Source organism: Paenibacillus gansuensis, assembly GCF_042684925.1.
In the GTDB taxonomy this organism is placed as follows: domain Bacteria; phylum Bacillota; class Bacilli; order Paenibacillales; family DY6; genus Paenibacillus_N; species Paenibacillus_N gansuensis.
On the sequence record NZ_JBHUME010000015.1, the window covers coordinates 62,895 to 82,598 of the forward strand.

Here is a 19,704-nt window from a genome sequence, read left to right on the forward strand (position 1 = left end):
AAAACCAACTAATAAACAACGTAAGGGTGGTGCTCCAGTGAAACCGGAACTTAAACGTGCGACGAACCTCCCAAGAGCCAAACTTTCGCTGCCCGGACGCATGATGAAACAATGGGACCTGCAGCTGATGGCCATCCCGGCTGTCCTGTTCATCCTGGTGTTCAGCTACGTGCCGATGTACGGCCTGGTGATGGCTTTTCAGGATTACGATATTTTCAAAGGCATTTCGGGCAGTCCTTGGGTCGGGTTCAAGCATTTCAACATGTTTTTCGATTCCTCCGACTTCTGGCTCGTCATGAACAATACGCTCATCATCAGCTTTCTAAAGCTGCTGTTCGTTTTCCCGGCCCCGATCGTGCTGGCGTTGATGTTCAATGAAGTGCGGAATATGGTGTTCAAAAGAGTGATCCAAACCATCACGTACCTGCCGCATTTTATCTCCTGGGTGATCGTGGCCGGCTTCGTATCTTCGATTCTGGCAGTGGACGGCGGTACCCTCAACTCCGTCCTCCTGAAATTTAACCTGATTAACGAACCGGTCAACTGGCTGTCGATCCCCGAATATTTCCGGACGATTCTGATTTCCTCCGGTGTCTGGAAAGAGGTCGGTTTCGGTTCCATCGTCTACCTGGCGGCCATCGCAGGGGTGAACCCGCATTTGTACGAAGCGGCGGCCATCGACGGGGCCAGCAGAATCAAGCAAATTTTCACAATTACGATACCCAGCATCGCGCCGGTGATCATCATCTTCCTGATCCTTGCCATCGGCAACATCCTGAATGCCGGCTTCGAGGACATTCTGGTTCTGACGAACAACGGAAATAACTCCATCCTGACGGATGTTTCCGAGGTCATCGACACGTATGTGTACCGGACGGGGATCAGCGAACTGAGATACTCTTTTGCAACGGCGGCGGGATTGTTCAAGTCCTTAATTAATGTGATTCTACTGGTAGCCGCGAACGGCATCGCCCGCAAGCTCGGGAAACAATCGTTATGGTAAAGAAAGGGGGTGCGCCGTTTTGAGACTCACTTGGGAAGACAAAACGCTGAACGCGTTCATCTACACATTGCTCATTCTGCTGGCATTCATCACGTTTTATCCGTTCTGGAACACACTTGTGATGTCTTTTAATACAGGTGCAGACACTTCGCTCGGCGGGGTGACGTTCTGGCCGAGAGATTTCACAACAGAGAACTATAAAGTTGTGTTCAGCAACGACCAGTTCTTCCAATCACTCATGATTTCCGCAGCCAGAGCGCTTTCCGGTACGCTGTTATCCGTCTTTTTCACCGCCATCTTCGCCTACAGCATGTCCAAAAAAGAACTTGTCGGCCGCAAATACTACATGCTCATCGCCGTCATCACGATGTACTTCAGCGGCGGCCTCATTCCGACCTACCTGTGGATGAGGGAGCTGCATCTGTTCAACAACTTCTGGGTGCTCATCATTCCCGGCCTCATCAGCGTGTGGAATATGATCGTGTTCCGGACGTTCTTCGCGGAGCTGCCGGACGGCCTGGAGGAATCGGCGAAGGTGGACGGGTGCAACCATTTCGGCATCTTCTTCCGGATCGTATTGCCCGTATCGGGCCCGGTTCTGGCGACCCTGTCGCTGTTCACCGCCGTTTATCTGTGGAACGAATGGTTCCATGCGGGAATCTACATCAACAACCAGGATCTGCTGCCGATCCAGACGTATCTGATGAACGTGATCAATTCGAACTCTTTTGCGGAACAGATGGCGCAGCTTACAGGGGTAGCCAACGTACAGGGATTCAAGTCGGCCGTAACCTCGAAGTCCCTGCAGATGGCGACGCTGATGGTAGCGACGATTCCGATCATTCTGGTGTATCCTTTTGTGCAAAAATACTTCGTCAAAGGCGTTCTGGTAGGCTCTCTCAAAGAGTAGCTTGAAAGCGGTTTAAGAGCGAAAGCTTTTAAATATATAATAGACTTGAATGAAAAGGAAGGGGAACAACGTATGAAAGGGAAAAAGCTCGGACTACTGCTGTTAATCCTGATCGTCAGCCTTACAACCGCCTTGGCGGGGTGCAGCAACTCCGGAAACAAAGAGACGAACGCCGACAAGCCAGCTGCAGAGAACACAGATAAGAATGCGCCTGCTGGGAACGCAAGCAACACGCCGGCCCCGGCCGACGGCCCGTTTGAAATCGGCAAAGAACCGCTGAAATTCAGCTTTTACGTCAACTATGACTGGTATGCGCCGAAAGGCTTCGGGTCGGCTACTACACCAACACTGAAATATTTTGCGGATGAGAAGAAAGTGACATTTGAGGAAATCAGCTCGAACGGTAACGCAGCGCAAAAGCTGGGTACGATGATTGCCTCCAACGAATTCCCTGACGTGATTCAATTGGACCGCGGCACCGACTTCGACAAATTGGTGGAAGAAGGAAAGTTGGTTGCGTTGGATCCATATTTGGAGAAATACCCCAACTTGAAAGAACTGGCGGACCCGGAAATGCTGAAAATGCTCAGAAGCAAAGACGGTAAGCTGTATGGGATTCCGAACTGGTTCGGCAACTCCAAAGCGGCAAGAACCAATAATTCAGGATGGGTCATTAACAAAAAAATCTACAAAGAACTCGGTTCCCCCAAACTGGAGACGTTCGACGATCTAACCGCTTACCTGAAGACGGTAAAAGAGAAATATCCGGACGTAGTACCGCTCGACACGGCCAACACGAACGGCGGCGTAGTTCAGGTTCAGAACTTCATCTACGGCGGCATGGGCGAAGGGCGCCAAACCTGGTACACGAAAACAGACGGCATGTTCGCTTATCCGGATATGGAGAAGAAAGAATTCACTTCGATCTTTGACGATCCGGCCTTTAAAGAATCGTACAAATACACTAATCAGCTGTTCAAAGACAAATTACTGACACAAGACGCATTTACCCAAAAGCTAGAGCAGTTCACTGAGAAAATGAACAATGGCAAAATCGCCGTGCTGGCCACCTATGATGTGGCGGGCAATGCGCAAAAAGCAAATGACATTCTTCAACCGAATGACAAAGAAGCCGGGTACGACTATGTACCTTATTTCTACAAAACAGGACTGGATCCGAATAAATTGTCCCCGGGCGGTTACGGTACGATGGGTTGGAACATGAATGCGATTACAACATCCGCCAAAAATCCGGAAGCCATCTTCGCTTTCTTTGATTGGCTGATGAGCAAAGAAGGTACGGCAGCGGCGGCGTACGGCCCTCCTGGATTGTATTGGGACGGATTCGATGCGAACGGTGCGCCGACGCCGACGGAGAAATATAAAACATCCACTACCGAGCAGCGCAACGCAGAGAAAATCGGCGATTTCAACATGCAGGGTTCTCCTCGCTGGACCGAACTATCCGATGCCCGGATCAAGCAGGATCCTTCGCTTCAAACGTGGGGCGACAAAGCCAATCGGTTCTACGGCAAATGGGCCAACGTGAACAATGACCAGTTCAACAACGTTCAGAACTTCCCTGCTAACTCGGAAGAGAAACTGGTGTACACACGGGTGAAGCAGATTATGGAGAAGGCTGTGGCGAAGCTGGTTTTCGCCAAGAACGATGCGGAATTCGACGCAGCGTATGAAGCGGCCAAGAAAGAAATCAACGATGCCGGATACGACAAACTGCTGAAGTTCATGACGAACGTATGGCAGGAGAATTTGAAGAAGATCGGCTGACAGGCCGCCTGAAAAGATAGCGCATACAAAGCCGGGAGGGTATACTTTACGTATATCCTCTTGCTTGTATTGCAAGCAGAAAAAGCGAGGTGTTCCCGTGGCTTACAATGTGATGCTGGTTGACGACGAGAGAGTAGATCTGGAGTGGCTCAAGCGCAGAATGCAGTGGGAGGAGCTGGGGCTGAACGTAGCGGCGACCGCCAATAGCGGGTTTACGGCGCTGCGGCTGCTGGAGGAGCAGCCAGTGGACATCCTGATTTCGGATATCAAAATGCCGATCATGTCGGGGCTGGAGCTGGTCCAGAAGGCAAAGGCGCTGTCCCCGTCGCTGAAAATCGTATTCATCAGCGGCCACGAAGACTTCGAGTATGCGAAACAGGCGATAACGCTGAATGCGGCGGGATATGTGCTGAAACCGATTGAAAACCAGGAGCTTCATGACCTGTTGAAATCGGTGGTGCATCAGCTGGATAAAGAGAATCAAACGGTCCACGAGCGCCAGCAGTTGAACCGTACGCTTCCGCTGGTGCGTAATGAGCTGATCTCCCAGTGGCTTGAGGGGAAATCGGGCGGGGAATTTGGCGAACCGGAGCTGGCCCGGTTCGGCATCCGGCTGGACGGAGGCGGCATGAGGGTGTGCATCCTCGAGACGGACGACCTGGACTGGAAGCTGATGCATGTCCCGCATGAGAAGCAGCAGGAGCTGCTGCGGCAGGTGACCGAGCTGATGACCGACAGTCTGGATCATTACAAGCTGGGCTATTATTTCAAATCCTCCCATCACCGCATGACGCTGCTGACAAACCATCCGGAGCCGGAAGGCATGATGGAGGAAATCATTGACCTGATTAAGAAAAATTCTCCCTTTACAGTGACGATAGGGCTCGGTCCGGTTGCGGAAGATGCCGCAGGCTTGCCGGCCTCCTACGAGCAGGCTAAGAAAGCTTTAGATCATAAATTGTTCGTAGGCAAAAGCAGGCTTATCCCGCACGACGCGGCCAAAGAAAAGATGGTTCAGAGCGCCGTCAACCTGGAAGAGAGGCTCAAACAGCTGATCGGGGCGATGATGGAATACGATTTGGTGAGTGTTGACGACCATCTGGAGGAATTGTTTGCCTTTGTCCATCAGCTGGATACGAAAATATCGGTTTATAACTTCGCGCTGCATCTCGTGTCCAAACTGGATGCGGAATTTCAGAAGATGGACGAGAGTGTGTATGAGATTTTGCAGTGGGAATACGACCGGCTCGAAGAGCTGTTTCAGTTTGAAACCGTTCATGACATGAAATCGTGGATCCGCCGCAGGCTGTTTGAATTGTCGGAGCTGCTGCTGCGCAAGCATCAGAGCCGGGACCGCAAGATTATTTACGCTATTAAAGAGTACATTGAGGAAAACCTGGGCGGGAAGATTACGCTTCGTCATGTGGCGCAGCATTTTGCTTTTTCGCCGAATTACCTCGGGTTTCTGTTTAAGGAAGAGACGGGCGACCATTTCAGCGACTATTTAATTAAACGCAGGCTGCACAGGGCGTGCGAGCTGCTGAAGGACCCTACCTTGAAGGTATACGAGATTACGGAACGGATCGGATACAAGAATATGATTTATTTTAACAGGCAGTTCAAAGAGCATTTAGGTATAACCCCGAGCGAGTACCGCAAAAAACATAAGGTGTGAATCCGATGCAGCTGATCCCTGTCCGCAAGACGTTTGTCCCCTTTGCCTACAAAGTGATGATTCCTTATCTGATCCTGATGCTGGTTACGGATGTGGTGATCGGGTACTTTTCGTACAGAACGGCACTGGAATCCAAAGAAGAGTATATCCGGACCAACATGGTGCGGACGCTGCAGCAGATTCGGGACAATACGGAGTATCAGATCAGCGACATTGAGCGCATTACGGAGCAGCTGTTCAGCAGCTTGACGCTCCAGAGGTTACTGCAGAGCAATGAGGGCGATTATCAGATTTATGATGATACGGTAAGTACGCTGCTGCCCCAGTTGGAGTCAACGCTTAAGTTGTCTGTGAATAACATCCGCCTGAACTTGTACGTGGAAAATGAAAAGCTGAAAGAGATTTACGTGCCGGAGAATGTAGAGGATCCTCTAATCCAAGGCAAAAGGTTTAACATCTACCACATGAGCCGCATTATGGACAAGGACTGGTACCGTACTGTGGAACAGGAGAAAATCGACAATGTGTGGAGACAGGTGGACACGGACCGGGACCGGGGCAATATTTCGACCTTGCGGAAGCTGATTTCCTTCGATAATTACGGCGCGACGATCGGGTACTTGCGGATGACGACGAGGCTCAAAGATCTGTTTCAGTCGGTCGATTCGTTTATTATCAGCGAGGGCACGAACGTCATGGTGGTGAATGAGCGGGACGGGACGGTACTGTACAGCAAAATGCCGGTAGAAGCGCAAGCATGGAAGGAAGCGTTCGGAAACGCGGGGGAGGCAGGTCGTGCGGATGACGGAGAAGGCGAGGTCGTTGACAGGCAGCAGCTGATGATCAGCGAGCCGCTTCCCGGCACCGACTGGAAGCTGACGGCGTTGGTTCCGCTGACGGAGCTGAGGACCGATGCACAGAAAATCAGGAATCTGACGATTCTGGTCTGCGCGCTCAGCTTTCTAGCGATGGCGGGGCTCGGGCTGCTGGTGGCGCGGTACTTTTCCCGGAGAGTCGGCAAGATTGTGTCCTTGATTGCTTCCTTTAAGAACGGGGAGTTCGGCAAGCGGATCCGGTTTGCGGGCAATGACGAATTTGCGGTGGTCGCAGGCGCTTTCAACGGGATGGCGCAAAACATCGAGGAACTGATTCAAGAAGTGTACATTAAGAACATCCAGAAAAAAGAGGCCGAACTGGAGTCGCTGCAGGCACAGATTAACCCTCATTTTTTGTATAATACGCTGTCCTCGATCAACAGCCTGGCCAATCTGGGGGAAGTGGAAAGCTTGAGCCGGATGGTATCCGGTTTGGCGAAATTTTACCGGCTTACGCTTAACGACGGCAATTTGATGATTTCGCTGGATAAAGAGCTGCAGCAGGTGAAGTCCTATATCGAAATCCAGGCGATTAAGTATGGCGATGCATTTGAGGCGTCGTACGACATCGAGGAACAGGTGCTGCATTATGAGACCATTAAGCTGATTTTGCAGCCTTTTGTGGAAAATGTGCTGAAGCATGCGTGGTTTGAGGAGCGCATCCATATCCGGATCGTGATGGCCTTGGTGCAGGACGCGGTGGAAATCCGCATCATCGACAATGGTGTCGGCATGCGGCCGGAGACGCTGCGGCGGCTGAAGGGAACCGGCGCCGTCGTAGGAGGGTTGGACGACGCCGGAAGCCGGAAGGAGGAGGCGGGAACGGCATTAGGTTCTGCCGCAGGCCAAGCGGCAGGAGCCGAAGCTCCTACCGAAGGCGGCTACGGCATCCGCAATGTGGAGGAGCGGATCCGCCTCCAGTATGGCCCGGACTACGGCGTACAGATTTTCAGCAGGCTGGGCATCGGCACGACGGTGCTGATCCGCCTGCCCCGGACGGCTGTATCCGGAGCCGTTGCCGGCAGGGCGGGTTAACGTAGAGGTCTGGTAACTCATTACCTTATTCTGCTGACAAATTACGTTAATTCATGGTGAATTACTTGATAATCCAACAACATCGACCGTGATTTACCTAAACCGGCAGCGGGAGCTGCGCGACAAGGAAAATCAGGGTCGACCATATCTGATTACTCTCCGTACTAACCATATTAGTGAAATGGGGCTACACTTTAGCGAAAGATGTTACCCTAACCGACGTGGGAGAGAGTGTAGTATCCGGGAACACTCACCGCATTAAGCTCCCGGAGCGCGGGGTTCGCTGTCAGCTGACGATGACCAACCACATGCCGCCAAGCTACAACTCGAAGATCTAATACACCCGCGGCAGCGTAATCCGAACTTGGGTTCCGATGCCTACGCGGCTGTAGCACTGCACACCGTACTCCTCCCCAAAAGCCAGGCGAATCCGCTCATCCACGTTCCGGACGCCAAAGCCGGAACCTGATTCCGTCTTCCTCAGGGCCATCTCCTGGCGCTCCTTCGTCATGCCCATACCGTCATCGATGATGTCGATGACCACACGGTCCATGCCTGCCGCATGGACCCGGATGACGATGCCTATGCCGCGCTCATCGTTCCAAATGCCGTGATGGATGCTGTTTTCCACAAACGGCTGCAGGATGAGTTTAATTGTGGAACATTCGCGCAGCGTTTCATCTACATCGTAGGTAACATGCAGAAGATCTTTGAACCGGGTCTGCTGGATGGAGATATAATTCCGGGTAAGTTCCAGCTCCTCCCCGATCGAGATCCTATGCTTGCCTTTGTTCAACGAGATGCGGTAAAACTTGGCCAAATGCTGTACCATCGCATACACTTGATTGTCTCCTTGCTTTAGAGCCAGCGCCGAGATCGAGCCTAGTGTGTTGTACAGAAAATGAGGGTTGATCTGGGATTGCAGCATGTGAAGTTCGGTTTCTTTTTTGGCGATTTCTTTTTTGTAAACCTCGTTAATTAAAGTATCGATTTTCCCCGACATTTTCATGAACGCCCCCGAAACCTGTCCAATTTCATCGTTGCCCATGTCTCCCAGACGGATGTCAAAATCTTCCCTGCCCACTTTCCGGATTCCGTTCAGAAGCTTCTCAAACCGTTTGGTCAGCAGGCCGGACGTGAAATACAATAGAATCACGGCAGACAACGTAATGGACAGGGCCATCCAGAGGATGTTCCGGGTAGCCGAGTCAGCCTTGGCCAAAAAGCTGCTGTAAGGGGCAATGGAGAGAGTATGCCAGCCGTTTGTGAGTGTTCGGTACACTGCCAGGGAGCGCTCACCGTTATAAACTGTATCGAACGTGCCGGACGCCTGCTGAGGCAGCTTGGTGGGCAGCAGGTCATCCACGCGCTTGGACACCAGGGACTTGTCGCTGGCCGATACGATGACCCCGTCCGCATCAGTTACCATGATCTCTTTGTTGCTGGATTCCTTGGACATAAGCGAATAGATCTCATCCTCTTTCATCTCAAAGACGAGAATGCCGTAAGGGTAATTAAGGCTATTAATATTTAACAGTCGGGCTAATGTGAACACACGATTCTGGTCTTGATCCATGATCGTGGTACCGTATACGGCTTTGCCGTAAGTCTGGCTTACTTGCTTAAACCAGCCGGTTTGACGGACGCTGCCGTCGATGGGCCGGATATAAAAACCGTCGGCAGGAAATTTATCGTTCGGTATGTAGACCTGGATGCTGTGTATGTCCGGATTGGTCGTACGGATATTGCCGAACACTCTGTTGATGTATTCATAAGCCTCCAAATAGTTGGTGCTGTTGGAATAATCCCGTGTGAGATAATCCTGAAGATTGACATCCAAGTACAGCGAGGCGGTGATTTTGGACCAATTGTCCATTTTATCTTGAAGATTGTCTGCAATCTGGCTGACGGTGTTAGACATCGCTGAATAGGTCTGTTCCGTTAGCTCGCTTCGAATCGTTGCATAGGAATACAAGACGAAGACGAATAAAGGGATGATTGACAGGAGCAGGTAGACGACAAACAGCTTCGAGCGCAGCCTCATATTCAGTGCCACGCGCCTGCCCGCCCGGAGTACGGTAGAGAACGTTCCCATAGCGAAACCTACTTTGCATAGAGTTGGGTTACAGCAGCTTTTTGCGGTATTCGTTAGGAGTGGTGCCTTTATATTTTTGAAAAATCGAGCAGAAATACGAGACATTCTCGTAACCGATCCTGTTGGAGATTTCGTGGATTTTCAGAGATTTGTCCTTCAGCAGCTCTGTGGCTTTACGCAGCTTCGTATCCGTGATGTAGTCATGCAGCGTCATGCCGGTCCGTTCTTTAAAGATGGAGCGCAAATAGTTCGGCGACAAGTAAACCTGCTGCGACAGATCATGGAGGGTGAGCGGGGCATGCAAACTGCTCTCCACGATGCGTTTCACCTGCTCCACGACCTGGGCATAGCGGTCTTGTTCCTGGCTGCTGCAGCGGCGAATCATCCGGTCCAGCCGTTCTTCTAGCAGCTGCCGGAGCTCATCCGCGGTTGTACAGGCGGAGATGAGTCCCCATAAGGTGGTACGGCTCCCCAAGAGGACAGGCATCTCTGCGTCGGAGGAGAACAGATCCCCATACACGCCAAGAATCAACTGGTACGCATGGGAACATACCCAGTGCTTCTCCATAACCAGCTCTTTGAGCACGTTGAAATGATCGGATAACAGTTCACTGGATAACGCCGCATTCCCTTGGCGGACAGCTTCGCTTAACCGTGTTGTAATGCCTTCCAGCGAGACGGACGCATCCGCAGAAGCGGGCAGATGAATGTCCCTTGGCGTAATCAGCGCGTCAGCCCCGGCATAGAAGCGGTGTTCCGCGAATTGGCGGGACAACCCGTACTGCGAAGGCAGATCCGCCATGCGGCATGTTTTCAAACCCGTTCCTATGGCAGCCATCGTTTGAACCTTTTGTTCCAGCATGGCGTTCAGTTCCGCCAAGAAGTCATGCTCCTCGAACGCAGCCCTCTCCCCAAAGGCAATCAGGGCGAACTCGCCTTCTTTCAGCTCCACTGTCTGAATTGAGTACGCTTTCATAATTGGCCATCCTTCAAGGGCAACAGCTGCCTGATGATGCCGTTCCGGCTGGTGCAGCAGAAGGGAGGCTGCTCTCATCCGCTCCGGAGACCCCGGCAATCCGAGCTGCTGCAGCTCCTGTACGATCCGGCTGTGTACCTCCAGGTCCTTCCCTGTAAGCAGTTCCTTCCACAGCTTCCCCTTCCGCAGTTCCGTATCCTGTCGGGCATGCAGATCGATATCACACGAACGGACAGCGGCCTGAAGCACTCTATGCACTTCCTCGAAGTCAATCGGCTTCAGCAAATAATCCGCGGCCTGAAGGGCCAGCGCTTTCTTAATATATACAAATTCGTCATACCCGCTTAAGAAAATAATCTTCACCTTAGGATACAGCCGCCTAGCTTCCGCTGCGAAGTCCAGGCCGTCCATAATAGGCATCTTCACGTCGGTAAGTATCAGGTCCGGGGGATGCTGCTCCGCCAGCTGCAGCGCTTCTTTTCCGTTCTTGGCCAATGCGCCGATTTCAATGTCCATAGACTTCCAGTCTACATTATCCCGGAGGGTCTCGAGGACAAGTTTCTCATCGTCGGCTATCAGGATCCGGTACATGGAGATCACCGCCTTACTTCAGTTATAAATGCGTTACTCTCATTGTAGAAGAAGGGCTGAGAGAACACAACGAGCCGAAATCAACATTGTTAAATCGGGATATGTTTCTTTACATTGTGGTATGGATACGCTTCCAAGTCCAGCCTTATAATGTGGAACAAGAACCGAAAACGGTTACAACGAAACGCGGAAAGCGGGGTGAACATCACAATGATGAAATCGCAGACAGCAGCACCGGCACCGGGACAGAGAATGATCACGAAGCGCAGCAGAGGTGTCGGCCGGCGCATGCTCCAGCAGAAATACCTGTACCTTATGATTCTCCCCGCCTTGATATGGGTGGTGATCTTCTCCTATGGCCCGATGTTCGGGCTGTATATGGCGTTTATCAATTACTCGCCGGGAGGAGCCTCGTTCTTCTCCCAATTTTTTCACAGCAAGTTTGTCGGTCTGGAGTGGTTTCGTTACTTTCTGGACAATGGGGACTTTTATATCGTCTTGAGGAACACGCTTGCCCAAAGCTTATTGACCATTCTGTTCGGATTTCCGGCTCCGATACTCCTTGCCTTGCTCATCAACGAAATCAGCGGTAACAAAGTGAAGAAAGTGTTTCAGACCGTGTCATACCTGCCGCACTTTATTTCCTGGGTTATTGCCGCAAACATTATCATCACGATGCTGAGTTCCGACGGGCTGATCAACAAGCTCCTGATGCTGTCAGGACTGGTCAGTGAACCGGTTCGCTTCCTACAGGTCGGCCCGTACTTCTGGTGGATTATCGCCTTGTCGAACACGTGGAAGGAAATGGGGTTCGGGGCGATTTTGTACCTGGCCGCCATAGCCTCCATCAATCCGGAGTTGTACGAAGCGGCCCGGGTAGACGGGGCTAGCCGGATCCGGTTAATGTACCACGTTACGCTTCCGGCGCTAAAGCCTACCATCGTGATCATGGCGATTCTATCCGTCGGCGGGATACTCAATGCAGGGTTCGACCAGCAGTATTTATTGCAAAATGACACAATCATGCAGTACTCGGACGTTATCGACACCTACACCTACCGGTACGGCCTGCAAAACTCCATGTTCTCTTATGGCGCCGCAGTAGGATTGTTTAAATCAGTCGTCTCTTTCGCCTTGGTACTGACCGTGAATTCCATTGCACGAAAACTAAATGACCATGCATTATTCTAGCCAAATTTAGCAGGAAAGGAGGGTTTCTATGAACAGCAGAACGGCAGGCGAGAAGGTGTTTCTGGCAGCGGTCTATGTGATTTTGGCCTTCGTCTTCTTTATTACGCTGTATCCCTTTTGGAATATTCTCGTGCTGTCCATCAATAACGCTTCGGATACGATGAGGGGCGGCATTTATTTTTGGCCGAGGGAAATTGATTTCTCCAGCTTCCGCCAGATTCTATCCGATTCGGAAATACTGAATGCCTCTAAGGTAACGATAGCCCGGACTGTGGTCGGAACACCGCTTACGGTACTGGTCATCTGCCTGTTGGCTTACCCCCTAAGCAAAAGAGAACTGGTCGGCGGAAAAGCGCTCACTTTGATCTTCATCTTCACGATGTATTTCAGCGGCGGGCTGATTCCTTACTACATGATCCTCAAAAGTGTCAATCTGATCGACTCCTTCTGGGTGTTTATCATTCCCGGACTGATGAACGTATTCCATATGATTTTGGTCCGGACCTTCATCCAGCAGCTTCCGGGGGAACTTGACGAATCCGCCAAGATTGACGGGGCCAATGATATCCAGATTTTCTACAAAGTCATCTTGCCGCTGTGCATGCCGGTTCTCGCAACGATCGGATTGTTTACGGCCATCGGCCATTGGAACGCCTGGTTCGACTCCTATGTGTTTACCTACAAACCGAGCCTGAAAACGCTGCAGGCCGTGCTCGTGAAAATCCTCAACCAATACCAGACCGGCAGCATGGTTAGCGACGCACAGAAGCTGGCGGATTCCGCCAAGAAAATGGCCGTCTCCTCGGACTCCATCCGAATGGCAGCCACAGTTGTAGCCACACTGCCGATTATTATGGTGTATCCGTTTCTGCAGCGGTATTTTGTAAAAGGCATGACATTGGGCGCTGTAAAAAGTTAAATCGGTCATTTGGAAAGGAGGTGACGTGGCGGACACGGCGAACGGTTGTAAAGGAGCTTTCTGCGATAAATCATATTACCGATTATCCAATATGCGAATTAGGGGGAAGTTCGATGCGTAAACGGAGACAAACGACGGCTATTCTGCTGGCCATGATTCTGATTCTTTCGATGCTGGCGGGATGCGCAGGCAATAACAAAGGTAATGAACCTTCCAACACGGCAGCAACAGAGGAGAATACGGCGAAGCCGGAAGGAAATGGAGCGGCCGAAGAGGACAGCGGAGAGAAGGCTGAGGCGCCGATCAAGCTAACGTTTTTCGACAAGAATACCGGCGATGCCTTCAATAACGATGTGGCAAAGGAAATTACGAAGCGTACCGGAGTTACTCTGGAAATTCAGCAGCCTACCGGCGATCCGAAAGAGAAGCTGAACCTGATGCTGGCGAGCAACGATCTGCCGGATATTCTCCTGATGGACCGGGGCGGCGACATTGTGAACAAATATGTTGCAGCGGGAGCCATTATTCCGCTTAACGATCTGATCGACAAATTCGGTCCGGATATAAAGGAAATGTACGGCGATATTTTGAAGAAGACCCGGCATTCCGACGGCAAAAATTATTATCTGTCCAATTGGTACGGGCTGGACCGGGATCCGGTGTTCGGCATGAACATGAGGCAGGACCTGCTTCGCGAGCTGGCTCCGGAGAAAGCGGACGGCGGCCAGCCGTTTACAACGGATGAATTTGAAGCGCTGCTGAAAAAGTTCAAAGAGAAATATCCGACGATCGACGGGAAAAATTCCATCCCACTGACGCTGAATGCGGAAAATATGGGTGCGCTGCTCGGAACATTCAAGGGCATGTGGGGCATGAAAAGCTATTTCGAGGACAACGGCCAGTTGAAGCTGGACGTGAAGGACCCGAGGTATAAGGAAATGCTCATGTATCTCAACAAATTATACACGGAGGGTCTCATTGATAAGGATTGGGCCATCAGCAAGCAGCAGACATGGGAACAGAAGATCTCGAACGGTTTCGTTTTTGCTAGCCCGGGCGCTTATTGGGATCTCGGCGGCCCGAACACGGCCCTCAAGAAAGCGGGCGGCGGCGCGGAGAAACAACTGTATGCTTACAAGGTAGTTGCTCCGGGAACCGATCCGGCGGCCACTACGTTCGGCCCGCGCAGCACGCTGGGATGGGATGCGATTGCGATCTCCAAAACGAACAAAGATCCGGAGCGCACCATGAAGCTGATTAATTTTCTGGCCAGCGAAGAAGGGCAGTACCTGCTGCTATGGGGAATCGAGGGCGTACATTGGGATATGAAGGACGGCAAGCACGTGCCTAAGCCTGAACTCGTGCAGCAGTTTAAAGATGATTGGAGTGCGACAGCCAAGAAAACAGGAATTCGCAAATGGACCTGGTTTATCAAGAACGGCAACGGAGCTGACGGCACGCCTTACGATATGCCAGCTAAATACGACAGAGCGAAGGATGCTCAGATAGCTACGAAAAACCTGCTGGATTCTGTTTGGGATACATCCCCATATGACAACTTGAACCCTGAGGGCGGAACGCCGGATGCGTTGATCTATCAAAAAGTACAGGATATTTTGAAGCAGCAAATCCCGAAAATTATTATTTCTGCTAACGCGGATGCGGCCCAGGCGGCTTATGACAAAATGCTGGCGGACTTGAAGGGTGCCGGCGACGAAAAAATTGAAAAAATCATCAACGAAAACTACCAAAAACGATTGGAGTTGTGGAAGTAAGTTGAGTTGGATACGGGAGGCTGCAAAGCCTCCCTTTCCATATAACAAAACAGATTTAAAGGAGGAATGAATGATGATGAAATGGAAACAATGGGCTTCCGCTGCAACGGCTGCCGTACTATGGGCTTCCGTGCTGCTAAGCGGGGGCGCCTTAACGGGCGGCTCCAAGGCTTACGCCGCAACGGCCTATGAAGCGGAGGCCTCGGGCAACACGTTGGGGGGAGCCGCCTCGGTTTCCGCCTGTGCTGCCTGCTCAGGGGGATCGAAAGTGGGCAACTTAGGCAACAACAGCGGCACACTGCAGTTTAACGGGATTAGCGCAGCTTCAGCAGGTACGAATACGCTGGTCATTTCGTACACCGCCGGGGACAATACCCGGTCTCTCCAGATGAGTGTAAACGGCGGGGCGGCCACCACTCTTACTTTTGCTTCGACAGGGGGCTGGGGTACGCCGGGTACTATGCAGACATCAGTTACCTTGAACGCGGGAAGCACAAATACGATCAAATTCTTCAACAACACCGGCTGGGGACCTGATGTAGACAAAATATCGGTGGACCCGGCGGGGACCGTTTACAACTATCAGCAGACGACGGTGACCGATAATTCAGGAACTACGACCATGGTCAACGGAGGCCTTACCATTGTTTACAACAAAACAACAGGGCTGTCCGATTTCAGCTGGAACGGGGTCCGTAAAGCCGGAAATATGTACAGCGAGTTTGCCACCGGCACTACGTACAAATCCAAGGATTATACATCGCATACGTTCTCCACGGCGGATGTGGCCACTTTTACGGACGGTTACGGGAACGGGACGAGAGTTACTTTTGTAAACAGCGCGGCAGGGAAGCCTTCCATCAGGCAAAATTTTTATATCTATGACGGAAAGCCGTATTTCTTCGTCGATCTTAATGTAACGAACGGAACCTCGCTAAGCACCAATTACATGGCTCCGATCAAAATCGACAGCGGTGCTACCTCTATTAACGGAAGCTCCAACAAGAGAGCCTTGCTCGTACCGTACGATAACGATGAATGGTCGAGATATAATGCCAATTCAGTGAACGCTTCCGGGAACGGGTACGAGGTTTTTGCGACGTACGATAATGACAGCCGAAACGGACTGATTTTCGGTTCCATAACACACAGTACCTGGAAAACGGGCATCTGGTACTTCGGTACGGGCAACAATGTGACGGAGCTGCAGGTTTACGGCGGGGCGGCGGACGGAAACACAAGGGATAACCAGTCCCACGGCAGCCTTTCGGGCACATCGGTATGGTCGCCGAAAATTATGATCGGATACTACAGCGACTGGCGTGACGGCATGGAGGCTTACGGGGCTGTGAACGCGATCGAAAATGGCAGCATGAGCTGGACCGGCGGCGTTCCGTTCGGCTGGAACAGCTGGGGCTCCATTCAGACCGGCCTGAATTACGATATTGCGGTTGCCCATTCCAACTGGATTAAGAACAACTTGCAAAATAACAATTTCAACAGCAATAACACCGCATACATTAACCTGGACTCCTATTGGGATAACATGACGGATCAGCAGCTTACGGATTTTGCGGCAACGGTCCATGCAAACGGGCAAAAAGCCGGCATCTACTGGACCCCGTTCGTGTACTGGGGGACGGACATGAACCGGCAGGTGGAGGGATCTACCTATAAATACGGCGACATCATCCTCCGCAAATATGACGGGACGAACCAAAGCCAGCGGAACGGCGGTTACCCGGTGGATCCGACCCATCCCGGAACGAAGGACCGGATCAATTATTTTATCGATAAATTCAAGGCCAAAGGGTACGATTTTATCAAGCTGGACTTCATGATTCACGGGGCCTTGGAGGGGCAGCATTATGACAGCGCCGTCAAGACGGGAACCCAAGCCTACAACCAGGGTATGCAGTACATCAAAACCCGGATCAACGGCACCATGTTCATTTCCTTATCCATTGCCCCCTTGTTCCCGAGCCAATATGCGCATGCCCGGCGGATTTCCTGCGACGTGTACGGCACTATCAGCGGCGTGAACGAATCTACCGAATACATGCTGAACAACTTGACCTACGGCTGGTGGCAAAATGGGACGATCTACAAATTCACCGATCCGGATCACATGAAATTAAGCAGCGATATCGAGGAGGCCCGCAGCAGAGTGAACTCGGGGGCCATTGCCGGCACTGTCTTTTTAAACGGAGATGATCTGCGGGATACGGCTTCTCAGGCAAGAGCCTCTCAACTGCTGACGAACAACCAGGTCAACGGTGTGGCGCGCAAGGGAAAAGCATTCCGCGCTATCGAGGGCAATACGGGTTCGGGAGCGGCCAACGCCTTTGTGCTCAATGACGGCGCGGGCGTGTATTACCTGGCTGTGTTCAATTACAGCACGACATCCGGGACCACCGTTTCCGTCAATTTGGGAAGAGCCGGCCTGAACGGCAGCACGTCCTACACGGTAACGGATCTCTGGACCGGCGGCACCTCGACAGCGAGCGGCAGCCTCAGCGTGACACTTGGCGCAAAGCAGTCTAAGTTGTTTAAGTTGAATTGACGGTAGAATAATGTAGCGTAAGCCCCCCAACCTTGGCTTTTCGGTTGGGGGGCTTTGTTTTTTGTGGGCAGCTCTTTCTTCGTTTTTTTATTCTTGTCATCCGATAAGCAAAGAACAGCCATATCCACAGGACATGGCTGTTCTTTATTTTGATGCGTAACGCTACAGGAATCTGACCAGAGTCATTACTTGGCGGCTAATCTCACAATGGTATCCTCAATTGCAGTGTAAGGATCGAGTGCGGAGAATTCTGCCTGAAGCCTATGTGCATTCTTTAAGTAGCTTGGATTCGAAAGGACGTTTTTCACAGCCTCACGAACGGCCTCCGGCGTAGGCTTCTGCGTTTTGAGGTTGATCGCCGCGCCTGTATGAGCCGTACGAACGTTAGTCTCGAGCTTGTCTTCCGTTTCGCCGGCCAGCACCATCGGCACTCCGAAGCTTAGAGCCTGCTGCGTTCCGCCGAATCCGCCGTTCGTCACGAGTACGCTGGTATGCGGGAGAAGATCGACGAAAGGTACGAACTCTACTACACGGGCGTTGGCAGGGACGTTCTTGATCTCACTCTTGCTGCCGGTTGCCGCGATCACCAATACCGGCAGATCAGCTAATGCTTCAAGTGTCGGTTCAATCAGATCTCCGAAGTCACCGTTCGAGGCTGTCCCCTGGGTCACGACAACAACATGTTCCGCAGCCAAGACATCTGGCCACCACGCCGGAAGTTGGACATCAACGGATGGCGGAGTCGGAAGTGCGCCGATGAACCTGACGGACTTTGGCAGATCCGAACGCTTATAGTTGATCTCTTCCACGGAGAGTTGAAGAAAGCTGTCCGCGTAAGCAGGGATATCGAACATATAAGGAATTTCCGCGGTAACGCCTAAATCGGTCAACACCTTCTCATACAGCTTTTGTTGTTCGGTATTCTTCATAAATTCATTCTGTGCCATATTGCGCGCGCGCCCTTCTTCCGAGCTGTCTGGATCAAGTCCCATACCGAATGGCGCGGTATCCATACTCGAGTGTGTAAGCGATGTGGTGCCTATGACTACATATCCTTTTGCTCGCAAGCCAGGGGCACCAAGCAGATCGGGTCCAGCCCCGAACATAGCAAAGCCTGTTTCCGTAAGTACAACCGGCTGGTCTTCTCCATAGGCTGCCAGTACCTTTTGGAGCGTCTTATATTTCCCTGCCATAGTGCCGATTAAGAACCGTTCCATGTCGTAATTAGCCCGGTCCAGACCTTGCAGTGCCAGCCGCTCAGGATCATTGTAGTCTTCAGGATCAAAGTCGCCGGAGTCTAACAACGGCACGAATCCGGCACCAGTCTTCTCGACGGCCTCCTTGAAGAACGAACCGGTAATGACAGTAACCTCATGGCCGCGGCTGATTAGTTCCTTTGCTATATATAGCATGGGCGCGACATGTCCGTGTAAATTAAAAGCCGGAATGATGACTTTGGTCATAAGTAAGCCTCTTTCTCTTACCGTTATAGGCAAGTTTTTTTGAAGTGTTCTCATGATGGAGGATTTTGATTACACTAATAACGACATAAATGATCGCCGATTACAAGTATCTATAATAATGAATATATACTTGTTTTACAACGAACAAATATTGTATTTATTGATAAATAAATTGAAATTGAAAAGATAGACAAAAATTTTACACAAAAAAAAGCCGCGATTATCGCGGCAGTTCATGAAGTATGCTTTTCATCTAACTAATTTAGCCAATAACGTTCGAGATGACTTCGATGTTGCCGCGGGTAGCTTTTGCATACGGGCAAACATTATGTGCTTCTGCTACAATTTCTTCAACAACGTTTCTTTCAACGCCTTTAATTGTGATGTCTAAATTTAGAGCTAGAACGTAACCTTCGGTTGCATCTTTACCAAGAGCATAGTTGGAAACAATCGTAACTCCTTCTGATTTGATCCCTTTTAATCTCATTACAGTACCCATTGCCCCTTCAAAACATGCAACAAAACAGCAGCGAACAACTGCTCCGGGTTTGTTCCAGCGCCGTTACGGCCAAGCTCTTAAGGATATCTCAAATACAGCGTCTTCATCGAATTCCTTGGTTCTGGCCAACTGCACGAAATGAACATGGGGATGACTTGGATGACAAGGTATTCAGTTTTTTTCAAAGCAATGATCGCTATGCATTCGAAAAGGCGAAGAGCTTACACATTGACGTTATAGTTGGGGATGTTAAGAACTCAAATAACACTGTGGAAGACCCAGATGATCACCTACGAGTAATGCAGCTAGAACATATTATGGGAATTATGGACGCAAGATTATCCCC

The 19,704-nt window shown here is 51.1% G+C and carries 13 protein-coding genes; 9 read left to right on the forward strand and 4 right to left on the reverse strand.

Translation table 11 applies throughout. The annotated features are described in order from the left end of the window. Positions 1-100: 100 nt before the first annotated feature. The 5 genes from ACFSUF_RS21245 to ACFSUF_RS21265 all read left to right on the forward strand — a co-directional run bounded on the left by ACFSUF_RS21245 (position 101) and on the right by ACFSUF_RS21265 (position 7,286). Entirely contained in the window at positions 101-1,003 is a 903-nt protein-coding gene (locus ACFSUF_RS21245) for an ABC transporter permease (protein ID WP_377606733.1), read from the forward strand. Between the two features lie 19 nt (positions 1,004-1,022). Continuing rightward, on the forward strand, positions 1,023-1,913 hold the full coding sequence (locus ACFSUF_RS21250; RefSeq protein ID WP_377606359.1) for a carbohydrate ABC transporter permease: 891 nt from the start codon (positions 1,023-1,025) through the stop codon (positions 1,911-1,913). Between the two features lie 72 nt (positions 1,914-1,985). Continuing rightward, positions 1,986-3,701 carry an extracellular solute-binding protein gene (locus ACFSUF_RS21255; protein WP_377606361.1) on the forward strand — a complete coding sequence of 572 codons (1,716 nt, stop codon included), beginning with the start codon at positions 1,986-1,988 and terminating at the stop codon, positions 3,699-3,701. Between the two features lie 97 nt (positions 3,702-3,798). Beyond that, on the forward strand, positions 3,799-5,376 hold the full coding sequence (locus ACFSUF_RS21260) for a response regulator (protein WP_377606363.1): 1,578 nt from the start codon (positions 3,799-3,801) through the stop codon (positions 5,374-5,376). A 5-nt stretch (positions 5,377-5,381) separates the two neighbouring features. Next, positions 5,382-7,286, forward strand: coding sequence for a cache domain-containing sensor histidine kinase (locus tag ACFSUF_RS21265; protein WP_377606365.1), 1,905 nt, complete (start codon positions 5,382-5,384; stop codon positions 7,284-7,286). Positions 7,287-7,620: 334 nt separating this feature from the next. On the opposite strand, the gene ACFSUF_RS21270 is transcribed toward ACFSUF_RS21265, so the two are convergent. Continuing rightward, positions 7,621-9,381: a cache domain-containing sensor histidine kinase gene (locus ACFSUF_RS21270; protein ID WP_377606367.1), complete on the reverse strand. Its 1,761-nt coding sequence runs from the start codon at positions 9,379-9,381 to the stop codon at positions 7,621-7,623. Between the two features lie 28 nt (positions 9,382-9,409). Then, complete coding sequence (locus tag ACFSUF_RS21275) at positions 9,410-10,948, reverse strand: response regulator (protein ID WP_377606370.1); 1,539 nt, start codon at positions 10,946-10,948, stop codon at positions 9,410-9,412. A gap of 213 nt (positions 10,949-11,161) precedes the next feature. Here ACFSUF_RS21275 and ACFSUF_RS21280 point away from each other — a divergent pair, with 213 nt between their 5' ends. The 4 genes from ACFSUF_RS21280 to ACFSUF_RS21295 all read left to right on the forward strand — a co-directional run bounded on the left by ACFSUF_RS21280 (position 11,162) and on the right by ACFSUF_RS21295 (position 17,396). Next, positions 11,162-12,139, forward strand: a complete 978-nt coding sequence (locus ACFSUF_RS21280) for an ABC transporter permease (protein ID WP_377606735.1) — start codon at positions 11,162-11,164, stop codon at positions 12,137-12,139. 28 nt (positions 12,140-12,167) lie between these two features. Continuing rightward, the gene (locus ACFSUF_RS21285) at positions 12,168-13,058 is read left to right on the forward strand and encodes a carbohydrate ABC transporter permease (protein WP_377606372.1); all 891 of its coding nucleotides are present in this window, start codon (positions 12,168-12,170) and stop codon (positions 13,056-13,058) included. A gap of 113 nt (positions 13,059-13,171) precedes the next feature. After that, a complete protein-coding gene (locus ACFSUF_RS21290; protein ID WP_377606374.1) occupies positions 13,172-14,833 on the forward strand; it encodes an ABC transporter substrate-binding protein in 1,662 nt (553 codons plus the stop codon). A gap of 70 nt (positions 14,834-14,903) precedes the next feature. Next, on the forward strand, positions 14,904-17,396 hold the full coding sequence (locus tag ACFSUF_RS21295) for a carbohydrate-binding protein (protein ID WP_377606376.1): 2,493 nt from the start codon (positions 14,904-14,906) through the stop codon (positions 17,394-17,396). Positions 17,397-17,581: 185 nt separating this feature from the next. Here ACFSUF_RS21295 and ACFSUF_RS21300 read toward each other — a convergent pair whose 3' ends face one another. Further along, entirely contained in the window at positions 17,582-18,859 is a 1,278-nt protein-coding gene (locus ACFSUF_RS21300; RefSeq protein ID WP_377606378.1) for a nucleotide disphospho-sugar-binding domain-containing protein, read from the reverse strand. 262 nt (positions 18,860-19,121) lie between these two features. Beyond that, positions 19,122-19,358, reverse strand: a complete 237-nt coding sequence (locus ACFSUF_RS21305) for a hypothetical protein (protein WP_377606379.1) — start codon at positions 19,356-19,358, stop codon at positions 19,122-19,124. Positions 19,359-19,704 lie beyond the last annotated feature (346 nt).

Coding starts and splice junctions, on each gene's coding strand:
- ACFSUF_RS21245 (WP_377606733.1), top strand. CDS start 101: ATGATGAAACAATGGGACCTGCAGCTGATGGCCATCCCGGCTGTCCTG.
- ACFSUF_RS21255 (WP_377606361.1), top strand. CDS start 1,986: ATGAAAGGGAAAAAGCTCGGACTACTGCTGTTAATCCTGATCGTCAGC.
- ACFSUF_RS21265 (WP_377606365.1), top strand. CDS start 5,382: ATGCAGCTGATCCCTGTCCGCAAGACGTTTGTCCCCTTTGCCTACAAA.
- ACFSUF_RS21270 (WP_377606367.1), bottom strand. CDS start 9,381: ATGGGAACGTTCTCTACCGTACTCCGGGCGGGCAGGCGCGTGGCACTG.
- ACFSUF_RS21275 (WP_377606370.1), bottom strand. CDS start 10,948: ATGTACCGGATCCTGATAGCCGACGATGAGAAACTTGTCCTCGAGACC.
- ACFSUF_RS21280 (WP_377606735.1), top strand. CDS start 11,162: ATGAAATCGCAGACAGCAGCACCGGCACCGGGACAGAGAATGATCACG.
- ACFSUF_RS21285 (WP_377606372.1), top strand. CDS start 12,168: ATGAACAGCAGAACGGCAGGCGAGAAGGTGTTTCTGGCAGCGGTCTAT.
- ACFSUF_RS21290 (WP_377606374.1), top strand. CDS start 13,172: ATGCGTAAACGGAGACAAACGACGGCTATTCTGCTGGCCATGATTCTG.
- ACFSUF_RS21295 (WP_377606376.1), top strand. CDS start 14,904: ATGATGATGAAATGGAAACAATGGGCTTCCGCTGCAACGGCTGCCGTA.
- ACFSUF_RS21300 (WP_377606378.1), bottom strand. CDS start 18,859: ATGACCAAAGTCATCATTCCGGCTTTTAATTTACACGGACATGTCGCG.
- ACFSUF_RS21305 (WP_377606379.1), bottom strand. CDS start 19,358: ATGGGTACTGTAATGAGATTAAAAGGGATCAAATCAGAAGGAGTTACG.